The organism is Novosphingobium indicum, assembly GCF_014645195.1.
Lineage (GTDB): Bacteria > Pseudomonadota > Alphaproteobacteria > Sphingomonadales > Sphingomonadaceae > Novosphingobium > Novosphingobium indicum.
Genome location: NZ_BMLK01000004.1, coordinates 1 through 16,626 on the forward strand (window position 1 = coordinate 1; position 16,626 = coordinate 16,626).

17 protein-coding genes are annotated in these 16,626 nt (G+C 61.0%); 9 read left to right on the forward strand and 8 right to left on the reverse strand.

What is annotated here, in order from left to right:
- Nucleotides 1-368: 368 nt before the first annotated feature.
- Nucleotides 369-1,346, reverse strand: coding sequence for a helix-turn-helix transcriptional regulator (locus IEX64_RS04665; protein ID WP_188818530.1), 978 nt, complete (start codon nt 1,344-1,346; stop codon nt 369-371).
- A gap of 396 nt (nt 1,347-1,742) precedes the next feature.
- Between IEX64_RS04665 and IEX64_RS04670 the strand changes: the two genes are divergently transcribed.
- Genes IEX64_RS04670 through IEX64_RS04685 form a run of 4 tightly spaced genes read left to right on the forward strand, consistent with a single transcriptional unit; the run spans nt 1,743 to nt 6,046 of the window.
- Nucleotides 1,743-3,671 carry a TonB-dependent receptor gene (locus IEX64_RS04670; protein WP_188818531.1) on the forward strand — a complete coding sequence of 643 codons (1,929 nt, stop codon included), beginning with the start codon at nt 1,743-1,745 and terminating at the stop codon, nt 3,669-3,671.
- A gap of 10 nt (nt 3,672-3,681) precedes the next feature.
- Nucleotides 3,682-4,827 (forward strand): PepSY-associated TM helix domain-containing protein, encoded by a 1,146-nt coding sequence (locus tag IEX64_RS04675; RefSeq protein WP_188818532.1) that lies wholly within the window; start codon nt 3,682-3,684, stop codon nt 4,825-4,827.
- Complete coding sequence (locus IEX64_RS04680; protein ID WP_188818533.1) at nt 4,824-5,018, forward strand: hypothetical protein; 195 nt, start codon at nt 4,824-4,826, stop codon at nt 5,016-5,018. Before IEX64_RS04675 ends, IEX64_RS04680 begins: the two co-directional genes overlap by 4 nt.
- Entirely contained in the window at nt 5,015-6,046 is a 1,032-nt protein-coding gene (locus IEX64_RS04685; protein WP_229710074.1) for a pyridoxamine 5'-phosphate oxidase family protein, read from the forward strand. The genes IEX64_RS04680 and IEX64_RS04685 overlap by 4 nt, the downstream gene beginning before the upstream one ends.
- Before the next feature lie 98 nt (nt 6,047-6,144).
- Here the strand turns inward: IEX64_RS04685 and IEX64_RS04690 are convergent, their stop codons facing one another.
- Nucleotides 6,145-6,339: a type II toxin-antitoxin system VapB family antitoxin gene (locus tag IEX64_RS04690; protein WP_188818535.1), complete on the reverse strand. Its 195-nt coding sequence runs from the start codon at nt 6,337-6,339 to the stop codon at nt 6,145-6,147.
- Here IEX64_RS04690 and IEX64_RS04695 point away from each other — a divergent pair.
- Both IEX64_RS04695 and IEX64_RS04700 read left to right on the forward strand, forming a co-directional pair.
- Nucleotides 6,320-6,532: a TonB-dependent receptor gene (locus tag IEX64_RS04695; protein WP_188818536.1), complete on the forward strand. Its 213-nt coding sequence runs from the start codon at nt 6,320-6,322 to the stop codon at nt 6,530-6,532. The genes IEX64_RS04690 and IEX64_RS04695 overlap by 20 nt on opposite strands.
- Before the next feature lie 161 nt (nt 6,533-6,693).
- Complete coding sequence (locus IEX64_RS04700; protein WP_188818537.1) at nt 6,694-6,843, forward strand: hypothetical protein; 150 nt, start codon at nt 6,694-6,696, stop codon at nt 6,841-6,843.
- A gap of 152 nt (nt 6,844-6,995) precedes the next feature.
- On the opposite strand, the gene IEX64_RS04705 is transcribed toward IEX64_RS04700, so the two are convergent.
- Together IEX64_RS04705 and IEX64_RS04710 are read right to left on the reverse strand one after the other, a co-directional pair.
- Nucleotides 6,996-7,325: a YnfA family protein gene (locus IEX64_RS04705; protein ID WP_188818538.1), complete on the reverse strand. Its 330-nt coding sequence runs from the start codon at nt 7,323-7,325 to the stop codon at nt 6,996-6,998.
- Nucleotides 7,322-7,738, reverse strand: coding sequence for a MerR family transcriptional regulator (locus IEX64_RS04710; RefSeq protein ID WP_188818539.1), 417 nt, complete (start codon nt 7,736-7,738; stop codon nt 7,322-7,324). The genes IEX64_RS04705 and IEX64_RS04710 overlap by 4 nt, the downstream gene beginning before the upstream one ends.
- Before the next feature lie 68 nt (nt 7,739-7,806).
- Here IEX64_RS04710 and IEX64_RS04715 point away from each other — a divergent pair, with 68 nt between their 5' ends.
- Nucleotides 7,807-8,451 (forward strand): cation efflux transmembrane domain-containing protein, encoded by a 645-nt coding sequence (locus IEX64_RS04715; protein ID WP_188818762.1) that lies wholly within the window; start codon nt 7,807-7,809, stop codon nt 8,449-8,451.
- 196 nt (nt 8,452-8,647) lie between these two features.
- On the opposite strand, the gene IEX64_RS04720 is transcribed toward IEX64_RS04715, so the two are convergent.
- Nucleotides 8,648-8,842, reverse strand: a complete 195-nt coding sequence (locus IEX64_RS04720; RefSeq protein WP_188818540.1) for a type II toxin-antitoxin system VapB family antitoxin — start codon at nt 8,840-8,842, stop codon at nt 8,648-8,650.
- Nucleotides 8,843-8,993: 151 nt separating this feature from the next.
- Here IEX64_RS04720 and IEX64_RS04725 point away from each other — a divergent pair, with 151 nt between their 5' ends.
- Entirely contained in the window at nt 8,994-9,254 is a 261-nt protein-coding gene (locus tag IEX64_RS04725) for a ribbon-helix-helix domain-containing protein (RefSeq protein ID WP_188818541.1), read from the forward strand.
- 3 nt (nt 9,255-9,257) lie between these two features.
- Complete coding sequence (locus IEX64_RS04730; protein ID WP_188818542.1) at nt 9,258-9,680, forward strand: putative toxin-antitoxin system toxin component, PIN family; 423 nt, start codon at nt 9,258-9,260, stop codon at nt 9,678-9,680.
- A 281-nt stretch (nt 9,681-9,961) separates the two neighbouring features.
- On the opposite strand, the gene IEX64_RS04735 is transcribed toward IEX64_RS04730, so the two are convergent.
- From IEX64_RS04735 to IEX64_RS04745, 3 genes are read right to left on the reverse strand one after another with little or no spacing between them, the layout of a single operon-like run.
- The gene (locus IEX64_RS04735; RefSeq protein WP_188818543.1) at nt 9,962-10,147 is read right to left on the reverse strand and encodes a hypothetical protein; all 186 of its coding nucleotides are present in this window, start codon (nt 10,145-10,147) and stop codon (nt 9,962-9,964) included.
- A 2-nt stretch (nt 10,148-10,149) separates the two neighbouring features.
- A complete protein-coding gene (locus tag IEX64_RS04740) occupies nt 10,150-14,403 on the reverse strand; it encodes a translocation/assembly module TamB domain-containing protein (RefSeq protein WP_188818544.1) in 4,254 nt (1,417 codons plus the stop codon).
- Complete coding sequence (locus tag IEX64_RS04745) at nt 14,403-16,514, reverse strand: autotransporter assembly complex protein TamA (RefSeq protein WP_229710075.1); 2,112 nt, start codon at nt 16,512-16,514, stop codon at nt 14,403-14,405. Before IEX64_RS04745 ends, IEX64_RS04740 begins: the two co-directional genes overlap by 1 nt.
- Nucleotides 16,515-16,626: the final 112 nt, after the last annotated feature.

The following is a 16,626-nucleotide window of genomic DNA, read 5'->3' on the forward strand; positions in this document are numbered from 1 at the left end:
TCTGAATCAGAAATCGTGACCAAAGGGAATCCCATGCCGATTCAGAACGGTCGAAAACCGCTCTAATATCCTGGCGTCCCGTAATTACGAGATGCTCGCCCCGGTGTTCGATAGCCTGATGCACCTATGCGAAGACGCGCTCGGACGTCGACTCGTTGTCGGTGGCGCCGCGGCACTGTCGGGTGACGAACATCTGCTACTTGGAATGATCGATGGATCGACGCCGCGTCGCGCCTGCATAGATTGCTCCGAAGGCGCAGCCTCGGCCCTCGATTGCGCCATCTGCTCGACACGGATCATGATGGGGTTGGTGATTTCCTCAAATGCCCATGCCCAAGACGCCTTACGCTGAGCGCAGGAGACAGATTTCACCGTCTTGCCGAGGGCGGGTGTCCATAGTGGCGGCGATAGGCGACAGTGAATGCCGCAGCATTGGTGAAGCCGACCCTGTAACCGGCCTCGGCGATGCCAAGCCCGTGATCGTGGATGAGTATCCGTGCCATCTCCAGCCTACGGCTGCGCACATAACCAAAGATCGTCGTGCCGAACGCCGCCTTGAAATTGGCCTGCAATGTCGAGACGTTGACGCCGAGTTCGCGGGCCAGATCGAGCAGTTTGGGCGGTTCGACGAGTGACCGGTCCAGTAATTCCCGGGCGTGGCGAACGCGATCATATTGCCGACGTCCGATCTTCCGGATCAGTTGCTCTTCTTCCTGCAACAGCGCGGCGACTTCGAGCGTGAAGCGCAACGCCTGCGATTCCCGAAAGAGTGACCGCAATGACCCACCATAAGGGGCGACCAGCCCCTCGTGAGCCTGATCGACGATTCTGCGCGACCATGGCAATGACGCGCTGTGCACTCCGGGCTCGATGTATCGTTCGAGAATAGCGATCCCGTCATCGGCAACCATGTCACCGAAGCGCTCGAAGAAACGGGGCTCCAGGGTAACGCTGAACACCTTTGCATGCTGCCCCCTGTGCCATGGGCGAGTGCAAATCTTTGTTTCGCCAAAGCCAAAGATGACCACATGCTCGATTTCATGCGTCACCGGCGGATGGCCCTGCACTTCGAGCGGCTCCCCCGAACCTTCAAGCAGGACAGCGCAGCAGACCGAGCGCTCCACTTTCGCATCGAGGCGGCATTCCGCAGTATAGGTGAGGTCGAAACCGGAGACGAGCAAACCGGGCTGGACTTCCTCGGCGAGAATCATGCCCGACATGGCAGGCGCATCGATCTCGGGGATGGTTTCGGTAACGTACCCCAACTCGATCGAGCGCTCCGCTGCTTCGCGAAGCAGATCGCCTATGGAAAAGTGGCCTTCGATGATCGGCAGCAGTTTACCCATCGTCTAGCTGACGCTCTTCCCTAGCTCGAACCGCATGTGTCTCCGACTCCGTTTTCGCAATAGACTTACAATATTCCGCAATAGTCCATTGAGTGGCAGACGGCCAGAACAATCGCTAATAAGAGGCAATCGCAATATGGAGCTGCCCTATTGCGTGGTCATGGGTGCGTGGCCGGTACAACGGCTCATGGCAGATAGACGCAATTGAGATGGCCTGATTTTTCCATCGGCGCCACGCGCCGGAGAAATAGGGGCTGATCGAATATGTCGAACAAAGTCAGGTTGGCGGTCGGGGCGGGATTGCTGATCATTGTGCAGGCACAGGCTGTCAGAGCAGAAGACAGTCCATATCGTTCAGACGTGATTGTTATCACGGCGGAGCGGACCGATCGCAGCTTGGACGACACGGCGGCCAGCGTCCAGGTCGCAACGCAGGATGACATTGAAACGCTGGCGGGAACCTACAGCACCGGGGACGTGCTTGCCCGCATACCCAATGTGGTCGCAATCGACTCCGGCGGTATCGGTCCTGCCGTTCGCGGCATCGATGGAACCGGCCCGGCGATCGGCGGCGATGCCTTTTTCGGCGGCACCCGCCCGCGCGTCGTCTTCCAGATCGACAATCGCCCGTTGAGCTTCAACGAGTCGATCTATGTCGATGGCCTCTTGTGGGACGCGCAGCAGGTAGAGGTCTATCGAGGCCCGCAATCCACGCTCCAGGGCCGCAACGCAATCGGTGGTGTGGTCGCAGTCAAGACGGCCGATCCCAGCTTTGAATGGAGCGGAAAGGTTCGCGGTGTCGTCGGCGAGAATGATATCCGACAGGTTTCGGGGGCTCTTGGCGGCCCGTTGGCATCCGATGTGCTGGCATTTCGCCTCGCGGCGGACTGGCGCACCGAGGATTTCTTCGTCGACTACACACCCTATACCGCGCGTCAGGCGGGATTGTCCGACGAACTCAAGGACATCGAGAACCCGTCACTCAAGCGCTCCCTGGCGTTCCGCGGCAAGCTGCTTTTCACCCCTTCTCCCGACGCGCGTGCGCTGATTACGCTTTCGCACAGCGACGCCTATGGCCCGCAAGCCGGCCAGGTATTGCGGCCCTTTAGCGAGCATATGCCGGCCTTCCCGCCGATGCCGCGTTTCCGGACGCGGGCTAATGTAGCCATCATCGATACGGACGTTCGGATTGCCGATGGCCTGTCGCTGGTCGTCCTGGGGACGGCGACGGACTTTCGCGTCCAGCGCTTCTCCCCCTTGTTCGAAGGCAACGCGCTTATCGATGGAACTGAATGGAGCATCGAACCGCGCCTGCGCTTCGGGTCTTCGGGCGAACGCCTGTCCGGTTTCATTGCCGGCCTTCTCTATCGTGCCGAGCAGGATGAAGAGATCGACCTCTTCAACAGCCTGTTCGATGACAGCACCCGGACCAATGCCGTTTTCGGCGAACTGCTGTTCAGGGCCAGCTCCTCAGTCGATGTAACGTTGGGAGCCCGTTACGAATCCGAGAAGCGCGAGCGCGCAGGCGGTGGCGGGCCATTCGCCATCGACTTTCATCGGACGTTCGAGGCCTTCCTGCCGCGCCTGACCGTGACGCTGAAGGCGAGCGATGCCGTAACCGTCGGTGCGACCGTGGGGCGTGGCTACAATGCCGGTGGCGCCGGGTTCAGTTTCGAACCGCCCTTCCCCAGCTATGTCTACGACAAGGAGACGGTCACCAATGTCGAGGGATTCGCGCGGGCCACGCTTGCCGGAGGCCGGCTCGATCTGAGAACCAATGTCTTCTTCAACAGCTATAAGGGCCTGCAACTGCCCTTCGATCTCAATCCCGATCCGGCGATTTTCGCGACCGTGATCCGCAATGCCGAACGCGCCACGACATATGGAGCGGAGATCGAAACGCGCTATCGTCCGCTCGACAGCCTGGAATTGTTTGCCAATGCCGGTCTGCTCAAGACCAAGGTCAATCGCTACGTGGAACCGGCGGTCGAGGGTAATGAACTTGCCCGCTCACCCGCGTTCACGCTCAATGCCGGGCTAGTGGCCAGGCCGGTCGAACAGCTCTCGCTGTCGTTCGATGTCCGCTATACCGATTCCTACTATTCGGATGTGTTCAACAACGCGCGCGGCAAGACCGATCCCTATGTCCTCGCCAACGCGCAGATCGCCTGGCAGGCGGGACCGGCACGGCTGTTCCTCGCCGCCACCAACCTGTTCGACACGACCGACGCCACGCTGATAACACCCGGTGCCACGTTCGCGCAGGACAACGCGCAGATAACGCGGCCTCGCCAGGTGACCGGCGGCATCGAATTCAGCTTCTAGGAAAGGGTCGATGGCACTTTCGCAAACCGGCATCAGGCGATGGTATCTGGTCCACAAATGGACCAGCATCGTGTGCACCGCCTTCCTGCTGATGTTCTGCATCACCGGCCTCCCGCTCATCTTCCATCATGAAATCGACGAACTGACCAGGGCTCCGGTGCTGTCGGAACAGACGGAGGGCACGGCCAGCCTCGATGCCGTCGCGGCCGATGCGGTGGGCAAGCATCCCGGTTGGCACAATATCTTCATCAGCTATGACGAGGAAGAACCGATCATTTACGCTGCGGTAGGACCGACCCTCACGGCGGGGGACGATACCGGCAAGCTCTACCTCTACGATGCACGTAGTGGCGAACATCTGAATGCACCGCCTTTCGATGAGGGCGTGATGGCGTTCCTTCTGGATCTCCACGCCCATCTGCTGATGGGGATTCCCGGCCAGCTTTTCCTTGGCGTCGTCGGGCTGGTCTTTCTCGTGGCTGTCATTTCGGGAGTCGTTGTCTACGCACCCTTCATGCGCAGGCTTTCCTTCGGCACCGTCCGCAAGGACCGAAGCAAGCGCGTCAAATGGCTCGACACGCATAATATGGTGGGCATCGTCACGCTTGGCTGGGTCACCGTGGTGGGGCTGACCGGCTTCATCATCACGATGACCGTGCCGATCCAGGCGATCTGGCAGATGGACCAACTCGCGGAGATGGCCGCTCCCTACAAGGATGCACAACCGCCCGAGAAGCTCGCTTCCGTCGATGCTGCGGTCGCCACCGTCAGAAATGCCGTACCTGACGCCAAGGTCAGTTTCGTCTCCTGGCCGGGCACGCAGTTCAGCACCACACATCACTATATGGTCGCGCTCGCAGGCGACACCCCGCTTACCGAGCGCCTTATCAATCCGGCCATGGTCGATGCCGAGACAGGTGAGCTCACCGACGTGCGCGACATGCCCTGGTATGTGCAGACCCTGTTTCTCTCTGTCCCGCTGCATTTCGGCGATTATGGCGGATTGCCGCTCAAGATCATTTGGGCGCTGCTCGACATCGCAGCCATCGTCGTCCTCGTGACCGGCCTTTACCTGTGGCTCGGGCGTCGGCGTGTGCCGATCGAAAAGCGTATTGCGGAACTGAACAGCGGCGGCCTGGCGGAGCCGGCGGAATGAAAGCGCGGCAGAGCACACGCAACAATGGTTGGCAAATCTTCCGCTGGCCGTTGCTGATGGCGCTTGCCAACGCGGTCGGCCTTATCGCGGCGCTGGTCGGCAATGGCTGGTACGACCTGCTGTCTTGGGCGACGCTCGGCCTCACTCTTGTCGTGATTGTGGCCGCCTGGCGCGGATGGAGCGCAAAGTGAGCAACAGTCCCGTCGAAACGGCTTCTCATATCGATACAGTTGCCGCGCTAGAAAATGTGATCGGCAAGACACCCGGCGCGATGCATCTCAAGGTCATCGACCATCTCGACGACGGCGCGTTGCGATGGATCGCGGCCTCGCCGCTGATGTTTGCGGGGTTTGGAAGCGATGCGGGCGTCAGAATTACCCTTGGGGGTGGTGCGTGCGGCTTTGCCCGTGGTGATGCGCGCGAATTGCGTATCCCTCTATCGTCTCTCGACGATCCCGGGCTTGCGCAGCCCGGTGCGGCCTTTGGTTCCTTGTTCCTGATCCCGGGCATCAGGGAAACGCTGCGCATCAACGGCAAGGTATCGAGCGCCGATTCTGGCGAAATTCGTATCGCGGTCGAGCAATGTTACGGACATTGCGCCAAGGCACTCATCCGCTCCGAACTGTGGTCGGCTCAGCCTATGGTTGACGCACCGGGCGATCCGGCGGCATTAATTGCTACCAGCCGGTTCATGGCGCTGGCAACGATGGGGATGGATGGACGCGCCGATTTGAGCCCCAAGGGCGATCCTGCCGGCTGCATGGCTCGGCTCGACGGCGACACGCTCTGGTTCGCCGACCGTCCCGGCAACAAGCGCGTCGACAGCTTCCGCAATATTATCGAACAGCCCAGTGTGGCCGCGGCGCTTCTGGTCCCGGGTGCCGATCATGTCGCTATCGTGCGAGGCAAGGCGCAACTCACCACCGACAAGGAGAAGAGAGTGCTGTTTCGCGTAAAAGAGAAAACACCCCTGCTCGCAATCCAAGTTGAGGCGAGCGTGATCGAGGTGCGCGCCAGTGCGACGCTGGAACGAGCCCGCCTGTGGCCTGCCCAGAAAGAGACCGATATCGATCCGGCCAGGCTGTTCATGGGACATATCAAGCTCAACAAGGCAAGCGGGATTGGCGCCGCTCTCGCCCGAGGCAGCCTGTCCGTGCCGGGCGTGACCAGCCTTGTGAAGAAGGGGCTGGAGAAGGACTATAAAGATAACCTCTACTGAGACCCGTCGGTGTGGCGCTCGCTCCAAAAATGCTGCAGCTTGGCTTCGAGAGAAGCAATCCCTTGAAAAGTCGATCCTGTCGCTCGAATCGACCAGGATCATGTGTCGGATCGCATGGCGTCCAAATCACCTTTCAAGGCTAGCTTGCCACGAGAATTGCGGATTTGCGCATGCGAGCGAAGCTTCAACAGTGCCGGAAATCCGTAATCCACTACTTCCTGCTTCGTTTTGAGACCGGTGGCGTGAAACGCTCGAGCCACGAGATCGTCATCGATGACGATGTTGGTGCGCATGATGTGTAGCCGTGTCGGTGCCCAGACGCTGGTCAACGCGAAGATCGGTTACAATGCCGACCATTGGAGCATGTCGCTGTTCGCCAACAACCTGTTTGATGAAAAGTACAATCAATACGTCAATAACCGCACCAACTTCGCCATCATCGGAGCACCGCGCAGCGTTGGCTTGATACTGGACGCCGGCTTTTGACGGGCGCTGCATTCCTCGCCGCGATAGGGGGTATTCTCGGCGGAACCGCTGCCGGAACGTGGATGCTTCGCCGGGCCTGGACTCTGAAGGCCGACAAAGCGCCGTGGCGATGGGGCGAGCTTGGGCTGCTGACACTCAGGATCCTGTGGCCCGCATAGCTCATGGGAGAAGCGCGCGGCCCTTTTATCGCGGTGATGCTGCTTTCGATCGCGGCCTTCGGCATCATCCTCTCGGCCTATACGCTCCGGCCAGTCGGGGCGAGCCGAGCGGCACGCGTAGGACTGGCGCCTGAACCGACGGAACGCCGCTGAATAGCGGCATGAAGCCGGGGTCGCGTATGCAGTCCCGGCTTTGCTCTCCGCGTTCCGTAATAGGCTGGAAAATTGCTTCTGCACCCAATCAGCTTTAGCCAAATTGTTATGCATCTGATCGACGCCGCTGGGAACTTACCCGGCTCGGCAGTTCAAATCGAACGGGGACCAAGCAGGATAATGTCCGCTCCAACAAGACAGATCGAGGCGCCGGTAATATCCCATCTATCGGGGCGAAACCCTTCAATCGCCCACAGCCAGCCCAGTGAGGCAGCAATATAGACGCCGCCATAGGCAGCATAGGTACGTCCCGCCGCATCGCTGTCGACCAGAGTCAGCAGCCACGCGAACAAGGCCAGCGAGATCATCCCTGGGACAAGCCAAAAAGGTGACTTGCCGAGCCGCAGCCATGCCCAGAAGGAGAAGCATCCTGCGATCTCGGCCAAGGCTGCGCCGAGATAGGCGAACGGTGTGAGGTTCACAGGGCCTTTACTGAAGTGGCAGGCGGTGCGAGCGCCTCGATGATCCGGCAATCCCCGATCGTGCCGCCCTTGCAGGAGTCGAGTAATGCGGACAGCTGGCTCCGAAGCGCAGTCAGATCAGCGATCTTGCGCTCGACCTCGGCAAGGTGATTGCGGGCCAAGGCATCGATCGTGGCGCAGTCGCGTGTCCGATCATCCGACAGTGACAGCAGCGCTCGCACCTGGTCGAGCGGGAAGCCGAGATCGCGTGCACGGCGGATGAATGAGAGCCGACCCAGTTCGGTCTTGCCATAGGAACGATAGTTCCCAGAAGTCCGTTCGGGCTTCGCAAGCAATCCGATCCGCTCATAATAACGGATCGTCTCGACCTTGGTGCCCGTCGCCTTGCCCAGTTCGCCAATCGTGAACGCCATGCCCTTGACCCTGTAGTTACTACAGGGTGTATATAGGCGATCACATCGACAGAATCGAGGTGACGGATATGGCAGGCGGATGCTGCGGCGGTTGTGAAACGACTGCACTGACCAAGGACAAGGCATGGCGGCGGGTGCTGTGGATCGTGCTGGCTATCAATGCCGGTATGTTCGGCGTCGAGATGATGGCCGGCGTCGCAGCGCATTCGGCATCGCTCAAGGCCGACGCGCTCGACTTTCTCGGGGATGCGGCCAACTATTCGATCAGTCTGGGCGTTGCCGGCATGGCGCTCCAATGGCGCGCGCGCGCCGCATGGCTCAAGGGCGCCTCGCTGCTCCTGCTCGGCCTTTGGATTCTCGGAAGCACCGTATGGATGGCGCTTGCCGGCACGCTTCCCCGAGCTGAGACGATGGGCATTATCGGCGTGCTAGCGCTCATTGCCAATTGCGCCTGTGCCGTCATGCTGTGGCGGCACCGAGACGGCGACGCCAATCGCAGGTCCGTCTGGATCTGCTCACGCAACGATGCGATCGGCAATGTGGCCGTGGTCGCCGCCGCGCTCGGCGTGTTCGGCACGGGCACGGCCTGGCCCGACATCGCCGTTGCCGCGATCCTGGCTGGTCTCGGTGTCAGTGGCGGTTGGCAGATCGTCCGGCAGGCGCGGTCTGAGCTGCGGGGACTTCCGGGAAGAAGGGAACGCGTCACGGCTTGAGGCACAATTCGCCCGTGTGACTGCATACGGCTCGACATTGGCCGCCAGCATTGCGCTGGTGCGATTTTACATTGCGTCAAGCCGCGTAAGATCGCCGATCCGCAAGGGCTCAGCGCCCAGCAACACGTCCAGCCGGTCGGTTTCCGGAGAAGGTGTACCTCTGAAAAATCGATCCAAGCACTCGAATCGACGAGGATCATGCGTCGGATCGCATGGCGTCCAGATCACCTTCCCAGGCAAGCTTGCCACGAGCATTGCGGATTTGCGCTTGCGAGCGAAGTTTCAAGAGCACCCGCAATCCGCCTTCCACGACTTCTCGCTTGGTTTTGAGGCCAGTGGCGCGAAGCGCCTTTGCCATGAGGTCATCATCGATGACGATATCGGTGCGCACGATGTGTATCCTTTTACAGAAATATACACGTACGCCATCCGCGCCCTAGTTCAATGTTGATCTACGTAGTCAACGAGGATTGCCTCGATACCCTTGAAAAGCATCCGCAGGTTGATATATGCGTTTAGACACATAAACGCATAGGTGGCTTATGGGCGAACTGGCTCGGTGGAGTTTGAAAGTATCGCGGGAAACGGACATTGCGCTTCGCACTTTGCTTGCCACGCGCGGAGGCAAGAAGGGTGATATGTCGCGGTTCGTTGAAGATGCGGTCAATCGAGAAGTGCTGCGGGAAACTGTCCGGGATATTCAGGCTCGCAATGCGGATGCTGATCCGGACGAATTGGAACGGCTGATCGATGAAGAGGTCGGCGCCGCTCGACAGTCTTTCTGGGCACAGGACCGTCACTAGCAGGTGCGCGTCATTCTCGATACAAATGTGCTGTTGAGCGGGCTCATATCCCCCAACGGTATTCCTGCCCGCCTCATAGAAGCATGGCTGGATCGCCGGTTTGTGCTCGTCAGCCATGCGGTCCAAATCGATGAGATCCGGGATGTCTCCCGGCGAGACAAGATACGCGCCCTGGTCCGCCCCGCCGAGGTAGGACGTTTGGTAAACCAGATCGGGCTGGTGGCGGACATGCCCGCCGACCTGCCCTACGTAAGGCGTTCGCCCGATCCCCGGGATGATTTTCTCCTTGGTCTATGCGAAGCCGGGAACGCCGATTGGCTCGTCACTGGAAACAAGGACGATCTACTCGCGCTTGAACGTCATGGATCAAGCCGCATCGTCACCGCCGCCACGCTGGCCGATCAACTGGGCATGAGCAAAAGGTGACAGTTTCAAAATCAAACTGGAAGCACACCTTCCATGGAATCCCAACTTGTGCCGTGAACGTCAGCGGGTCCTAGGTGGACGTGAAATTGTGCCGTGACCTCTTGGGGATCGTTGGTTCTCGGTGTTACTCAATGTTAAGTTCGAAAGTGCAAAGACGCAGCTAGATGCCTGTTTAAAATAGAAATTTCACTTCGAAATTCCCTTCTCTTAATCAGCGGGTCCTAGGTTCGAGCCCTAGTGCGTCCACCACCTCGCTCACTACATCACAAACGGAATGCCGATCAGGGCGCTGCGTCGCTGGCTCGGGGCTGCGGTACGTCGGTCGCTTCAAGCCGCGCGTCGATCTCTTCCGCGGTCTCGCTGATCTTCTCGCTCGCGGCGTCGTAGCGCTCGTCGAACGTCGGCTCGCGCTTGCACGCACAAAGCGGGAGCGCGAGCGTCATGGCGAGCAGGATTGCCCGCTTCATCCTCAATAGTCCTTCTTGATCTGCAGGTTCACACTGTTGACGCCCGAACCGCCGGCCTGGCTGAGCACCGAGAGCCACTTGGTGATGCTAACCTCGAGCTGCGTGGCGGTGAAGCCGCGAGCATCTGTGATCAGTTCGACGTAGATGTCGTCCGTGAGGTACTGCCCTGCTGCGAGCGAGGTCCCTCGGCCGGTGGCTTCGTCGGCTCCAAGGATGCGCAAACGGTCTATTCCCGCCGCCGAGCGCAACTTGCCAAGCGGATTAAGTCCGCCTCCCGAGCCGCGCAGCGAGTTCAGCGAACTGGCGAGCTGCACGGCCTGAATGGCCGAGAGGTTCGCAATCGAGCTGCCGAACAGGATGCGCGAGAGCACTTCATCATCCGGCAACGCTGGCGAGGAACTGAAGCCGACCTGTGGACTGTAAGCCCGGCCCGAAACGTTCACACTCACGTCGACATCGTCGATGGAATCGGTCGCCGTGATGGCCACGGTGGGATTGATCGTCTGACCACCATTGAAGGAGATCAGGCCGTCGTCGAGATTGAACGACCGGCCTGCGAAGCCCAGCGTACCCCGCACGAGTTCGACCTGTCCGGTCAGGCTCGGCGCCGCGCTCGTTCCGCCAAGGTGGAACCGTGCGCTCCATTCAGACTCGAGGCCCATACCGGAAACGTACAGTTTCTCGGGCGCACGCAAGTCGAGATCGAGGCGCACCTTGGCAAACACGCTGGACATTTGCGGCGCCGGCTCATCGCCGGTCACGCGCGCGAGCTGCTTGCGCTCCTTGAAACGCACACCCGTCAGGCGCGGCACCTGCGCGGCACCTTCGCGCACGATCTTGTAGCGCGTTTCCGGCAGCCGCAGGTTACCGCTGAGCAGGGCTGCCTCCCCCGCCGCCTTGGTCAGATTGAGATTGCCTGTTGCCGTTGCCGAAATGCCGTCGCTCTTGGCAAGGCGGGCATCGTCGAGCTTGACCGAGATATTCATCGGATAGCCGGCATCGGCAGCCAGGCTGACCTTGCCGCTGGCATCCACCGTACCGCCACCGGCTTTCGCGGTCAGCGTATCGAGCTGAAGTGAGTTGCCGTCGAAGGTGCCGGCGAAGTTCATGTTGGTCAGCTTGGTGCCGTAGGTCTGGTTCTCGTAGGTAAGGCTCTGGCCCTTTACGACACCGTTCAGACATGGATCGGAGACGCGGCAGGAAAAGTCCGCCGCCAGGCCAATCGAACCCTTGAGAGTCTGGCCTGCCAGCCCTGCGAAGGAAAACAGCGTGTCGGCAGGCCCATTATAGCGAATGCCTCCGCCCAGCGGTGCTTCGAGCAAGCGGGTGGTCCACGCGCCCTTGCCCGGAGGCAAAGGCCGCAGCGACGCTACGAGACGACCGATCACGGAACCTCTGCGGCGAATGACAGCACGCGCCTCACCCCCGTCGGCCAGCAACTTGCCGACGAAGTTGACGTCCACCGGCTGGCTCACCGTGGTCGCACTGGTGCGGGTGAAGTTCTTGAAGGTCATGCGCGCATCGGCCCGCGGAAAGGCGGCCGGGCTCGTCTGTTCAAAGTCGAGGCTGCCATTCGCCGTGCCACCGATGCCGTAACCGGGGGCAAATGCATTGATCAGCCCCATGTCGACGCCTTCGAGCCGGCTCTGCAACTTCATGCCCGCGCCGTAATTGCCTGCCAGCTTCACAGTGCCGCCACCAACCGAGATCGCCGTCGGCATCAGTTCATAGCCCTGGTCCTTCGGAACGATACGGGCGGGACTGAGCGTCTTGATCGTCTGACCGCGCACCCGACCCCGCAGCGCCACACGCCAGATCTCGGGAGTCAGGTCGGCATTGACGCCGAGCCGGAACGGTACGCCGCTGACCCCTTCGATCACGGCCTTGGCCTTGCCGCGCCCATCGCGGTAATCGACCTGAACGCGGGCTGCAGCCAGATCGAACCCGCCCAAGCTGGTTTCGGATAGTTGTGCATCGGCGACGACCAGAGGTTGATCGTAAAGCACCGCGCGCCCGTCAATGATGGCAGAACCGATGGCAAGCTGCGCCGGGCCGTCGAACACGGAGTTCTTGGCACGCAGGTTGACATCGACCGCCTGATACCGGCCTTGCGCGTCAAGCTTCAAAATGCCGCCCACGCCATTGCCGTTCGCCGTCAACTGGCCGGCGAAGGGCCCGGCAGCTGTCTGGTCCAGCTTTCCGGCAAACTTGACGCCTGAAAGGTCGGCATTGTTGATCTGCAGCGAGGTCCGCTCGCCCATTCCCAGAGTTACGTCCGCCTGTAGGGGCCCGTAGTCGGTATCGCCCGTGGCCACGAAGTTGTAGCCGCCGCTTGCCCCGGTAACCCGCGCATCGAGGTTGGCGAGACCAATGCCCAGATCGGGGCGTTCCGCCGTCAGGTGCGCATCGGGATCGGACAGCGTACCGGTCACGCGTATGCCAATGGCTCCATAGCGGTCCGAAGTACCGTCCGCCGTCAGGGCTATCCGTCCGCCGGGAGACCAGCTGCCCTGCCCGCCGACCACACGCAGGTCGGGCGCGTTCAGACGCAGATCGGAGAAGCGGACCACACCGTCCGAACCGTAACGCACGTTCGACGATGCTGCGAAATTCCCGCCAAGATAGTTCTGCAGGTTCTCGTTGAGCAGCTTGGTCGATTGCGCCTTCACATTGCCCTGAAGCGCGAAACCCTGACCTTCGCTGCGCAGGTCCATGTTGGTGCTGATGTTGAAGACACCGACACTGGCCATACGATAATTGTCTATGCGTCCATCGATGGCACCGGTGTAGAGCCCCTTGCTCACGTCGGCGACGAGGACCACACCGGCATCGATCCGGTTCGATCTGATCCGCATGTTGTCCGAAAGGACCCGCGCGCCGTCTATAGCGACATCGCCGCTCAGCTTAACGTCGGTCAGCGAACCGCCGGCAACGCTATCCAGGCCGGTAATGCGGCTGACCCTTGCAGAGACGGGGATGAGAATGCGGCCGGAATCGACCTTGGCTGCGCCAGCGGCGGAGAGGTTCTGCAGCCCCATGTCGTTCATAACGAGGCGCTTGGCGTTAATCTCGTAGTCGACGGCGGGCGTGGAAAAGGCGCCGTCCAGGCTGAGCTGAGCCCGAACTCCAGCCCCGCTCAGATTGGGTGCAATCGCGGAAGGCTTGAGCAACACGAAGTCGAGCACAAGCTGGTCGAAGCTGTTGTTCGCGAGGTCCACCGTGCCGTTGGGCGTCAGGTTGAACGCATCGCTGGAGATCATGCCGGAAAGCGCAGCGCGTCTCTGATCGAGCGCGGCCTTCAGATCGAAATTGGTGACCGGTCCGAGCAGGCTGGCAGTCGATCCGCTCAGCAGGCGCGCGATGCGTGTCGGCCCCTCGATCGCGAAGGTGCCATCACGGGCCGCCAGATCCAGCCGCGCGAGTTCACCCTCGCCAAGGTCCGCATTCAGCGCGCCGTTCCATCGCGCCCAGTCGCCCTTGCCTTTGATGGTGAGGTCGAGCGGCTGCGTCAGACCGCCCAGCGCTGCAATAAGACCACCGGTGGGGGCGTGGAGATCCAGGTCGATATCCAGCCGGTTCTTTGCCGGCACGGCGTCCAGCGTCAGGTCGAACCTGTCTCCGCCTTCCTTGTCCTGAACAGCCAAAGTTCCGCCCTTGGCATAGACTTGCGCCCGACCGTCGGCGATGTGCGTACGGCCATCAATCGTCACGACGCGCAACTTGCCCGAAACCGGCGGTTCGACAATGAAGCGGTCGATCCTAAGTTGGCCCACATCGATATCGAGATCGGGCAGAAGCGGCCCTTCGCTCGGCGGAGTTTCCTTGAAGGCCGGCGTCCGGCGCAGGATCATGCGCTGGGCGGTGGCACTGCGAACGTCGACGTGATTGCTCAGATAGGCGAAAGGCCGCCAGTCGATGTGGATCTCCGGCGAGAACAGGAATTCGCCCTTCGGATCGCGCACGGAGAGGTCATGCAGGGTGAACTGGCCGTAGAGCGATCCATCGATCCGCCCCACCGAGATGCGCATGCCGTTTTCGAACTTGAGCCCGCCAATCTGGTTGGCGACGAAGCGGTGCCCCGGCCCGGTATCGATGCCGAAAACAACTGCGACAATGAGCGCGAAGAGTCCGAGCACGCCGACCAGCAAGGTTTTCAGGGCACGCTTGCGGAACCGCTGACCCAGCGTGGGCCTAGCCTCGGCTTCTTCGGTCACCTCGGGCTGGCCGCCGGTTTCGATCTCGTCCTCCTGCGCCATCAGAACGCCTGCCCGATCGAGACGTAGACATTTATGCGCGCTTCGCCGGGCCTGCGATTGACGGGCGTTGCCACGTCGAGACGGATGGGCCCGAAATTGGTATAGAAGCGTCCGCCCAGACCGACGCCGTACCGCAAGTCCGAGAACTGCGGCATGGTTTCGCTATAGGCCTGCCCCGCATCAACGAAGGCCACCACGCCGTAGTTACCGAACCGGTAGCGCGCCTCCACCGATGCCTCGTTCAAGCTACGTCCGCCGACCGGCTTTCCGTCCGGCGCCTGCTCGCCAAGCCCCTGATAGGCATATCCGCGAACCGACCCGCCACCACCGGCGTAGAGCCGCCGCGACGGGGCAATATCGTAGAGACCGACGCCCTGGATCGTGCCAAGGCGGATCCGACCGGCGAGCACAAGGCTGTCGCTTACCGCGTAATAGGTCGAACCGTCGATGCGAGCGCGGACATAGGGATTGAAGCCCTGGTTTACCGTCGCTTCGGGCTGGACCAGCGCGGTCAGTCGGAAACCTTCGGTGGGATTTAGCAGGTCGTCGGTGGTATCGAAGCCAAGCTGCCCGTTCACACCGGCAATGTAGTAAGTGTTGCGCTTGCGATCGCCGGTTTCGGCGTCGTAGTCCGTCTCGGCGGTCGCGAGCAGTTCCACACCGTAGGCATAAGTGTAGCGCTTCTGCCAGATCGGCGTTGAATCGCGGCTGATGCGCGCCGCAAGACGGCCGGTATATGCGCTGTAGGCGTCGTAGTTATTGTGAAAGGCCTCCGCCTTCATTTCGAAGGTGCGGTCGCGCTTGCCTGCGTTGGAGCGGCGGAACGTCACACCCGCGCCCTGTTGCTGAGTACCGGCAATGGCATGCCCGATCAGTGCGCCTTCGGGCGGGAACATGTTCCGGTGGGTCCAGGTCGCTTCAGCCGTAAACCCCTCGCCCGCCGCATATCCAAGCGAACCGGCAATCGTGCGCGGCGGCCCGGCTTCCTGATGAACATGCAGCGTTACATATTCGCTGTTCTCGCCCGCGGTTTCGCCGCTGCGCTTGGGTTCGACGGAAACAGCCTTGAACAGATTGGTGGCAACAAGCGCCTTGCGAAGATCATCAACCTTGCGGCTGTCATAAAGCTCGCCGCGCTTGAAGCGCGAGAGGACGCGAATGTGATTGGCGTCGAACGCCAGGTCGCCGTCCGTCGTAAAACCGTCGAAGCGCCCGCGCGGCCCGATGTCCACCGGCAGCGTGTAAACGCCCTCCCCCGTGTCGCGATCGAGCAGGATGTCGCGATTGCCTACCGTAGCGAAAGGATAGCCGTTTTCCGGAAGAGCGACAGCAATCTGTGCCTCGGCGCCCTGCACGCGCTCGGCGACAATGGGCTCGCCGGTCTTGAGCGCCAGATTGTCCGAAATCAGGTCGGGCGGTTCGGTGGGATCAGCCTGGATGACGATATCGGAAAACACATACCGCTTACCCGGCGTTACCGAGAGCCAGGCTGTGAGTTCGTTGCTTTTCTCGTCGCGCGAAGGAACGATCCGACTGCGTATCTCCGGCGAATACCAGCCCTCTGATTCGAGGATGGTCTTCAAAAGCTGCTCGTCTTCGTCCAGACGGGCGCGGACCATGGCTGCATTAGCCGCCTTGCCGTCCCCATTCTTCAGCGCGGACAGGGAATTGAACTGGCCCTTCAGGCTGGCATTGGTTTCCTTGTCCGCCGCATCCAGCCCCTCGACATCGACCTTGTAGGCAACTTCCAGCTGCTCCTCATCGGTCGTATCTTCGGCGAACTCCACGGGCGTGACTTCGAACTGATCAAGCGAAGGAAGCGGCGCAACGAGTTCGGTATCGCGCACAGGCGCATCACCGATTTCCTCGGCCGCGTCCTGATCGGCCAGCGCGGGTGTATCGAGCGGTGCGGCCTGCCCTTCTTGGGGCTTGGCATCGGACTGTTCCTGCGCCAGCCGGCGTTCGAAAGCCTCGATCGACTCCAATGGCATGTCGAGTTCGGCATCGTCCGCAGCGTCGAGCGCCGGAACCAGCCGCTCGAATTCACGCTCGGTTATGACCGGATCTACCTCCGGCAGGTTGGCATCGGCCGGAGGGGAAGGGATCTGCATCTCAGGCGCGGCATCTTGCGTGTCAGACTGTGCGTCCTGCTGCTGGTCAGGAGTTTCTTGCGCAAAAACCGGCGAAACGCCGATAACCATAGCAAGAGAAAGAGCAACAAGC

Bases quoted from the DNA above. Each gene is read 5' to 3' on its own strand.
- IEX64_RS04710 (WP_188818539.1), bottom strand. From the start codon at position 7,738: ATGGCGTTCACGATTGGCGAACTGGGCAAGGCGACGGGCACCAAGGTC.
- IEX64_RS04715 (WP_188818762.1), top strand. From the start codon at position 7,807: ATGGCAGGCGGATGCTGCGGCGGTTGTGAAACGACTGCACTGACCAAG.
- IEX64_RS04680 (WP_188818533.1), top strand. From the start codon at position 4,824: ATGAAAGCGCGGCAGAGCACACGCAACAATGGTTGGCAAATCTTCCGC.
- IEX64_RS04675 (WP_188818532.1), top strand. From the start codon at position 3,682: ATGGCACTTTCGCAAACCGGCATCAGGCGATGGTATCTGGTCCACAAA.
- IEX64_RS04695 (WP_188818536.1), top strand. From the start codon at position 6,320: ATGACGATGTTGGTGCGCATGATGTGTAGCCGTGTCGGTGCCCAGACG.
- IEX64_RS04700 (WP_188818537.1), top strand. From the start codon at position 6,694: ATGGGAGAAGCGCGCGGCCCTTTTATCGCGGTGATGCTGCTTTCGATC.
- IEX64_RS04745 (WP_229710075.1), bottom strand. From the start codon at position 16,514: ATGCAGATCCCTTCCCCTCCGGCCGATGCCAACCTGCCGGAGGTAGAT.
- IEX64_RS04690 (WP_188818535.1), bottom strand. From the start codon at position 6,339: ATGCGCACCAACATCGTCATCGATGACGATCTCGTGGCTCGAGCGTTT.
- IEX64_RS04665 (WP_188818530.1), bottom strand. From the start codon at position 1,346: ATGGGTAAACTGCTGCCGATCATCGAAGGCCACTTTTCCATAGGCGAT.
- IEX64_RS04735 (WP_188818543.1), bottom strand. From the start codon at position 10,147: ATGAAGCGGGCAATCCTGCTCGCCATGACGCTCGCGCTCCCGCTTTGT.
- IEX64_RS04740 (WP_188818544.1), bottom strand. From the start codon at position 14,403: ATGGCGCAGGAGGACGAGATCGAAACCGGCGGCCAGCCCGAGGTGACC.
- IEX64_RS04725 (WP_188818541.1), top strand. From the start codon at position 8,994: ATGGGCGAACTGGCTCGGTGGAGTTTGAAAGTATCGCGGGAAACGGAC.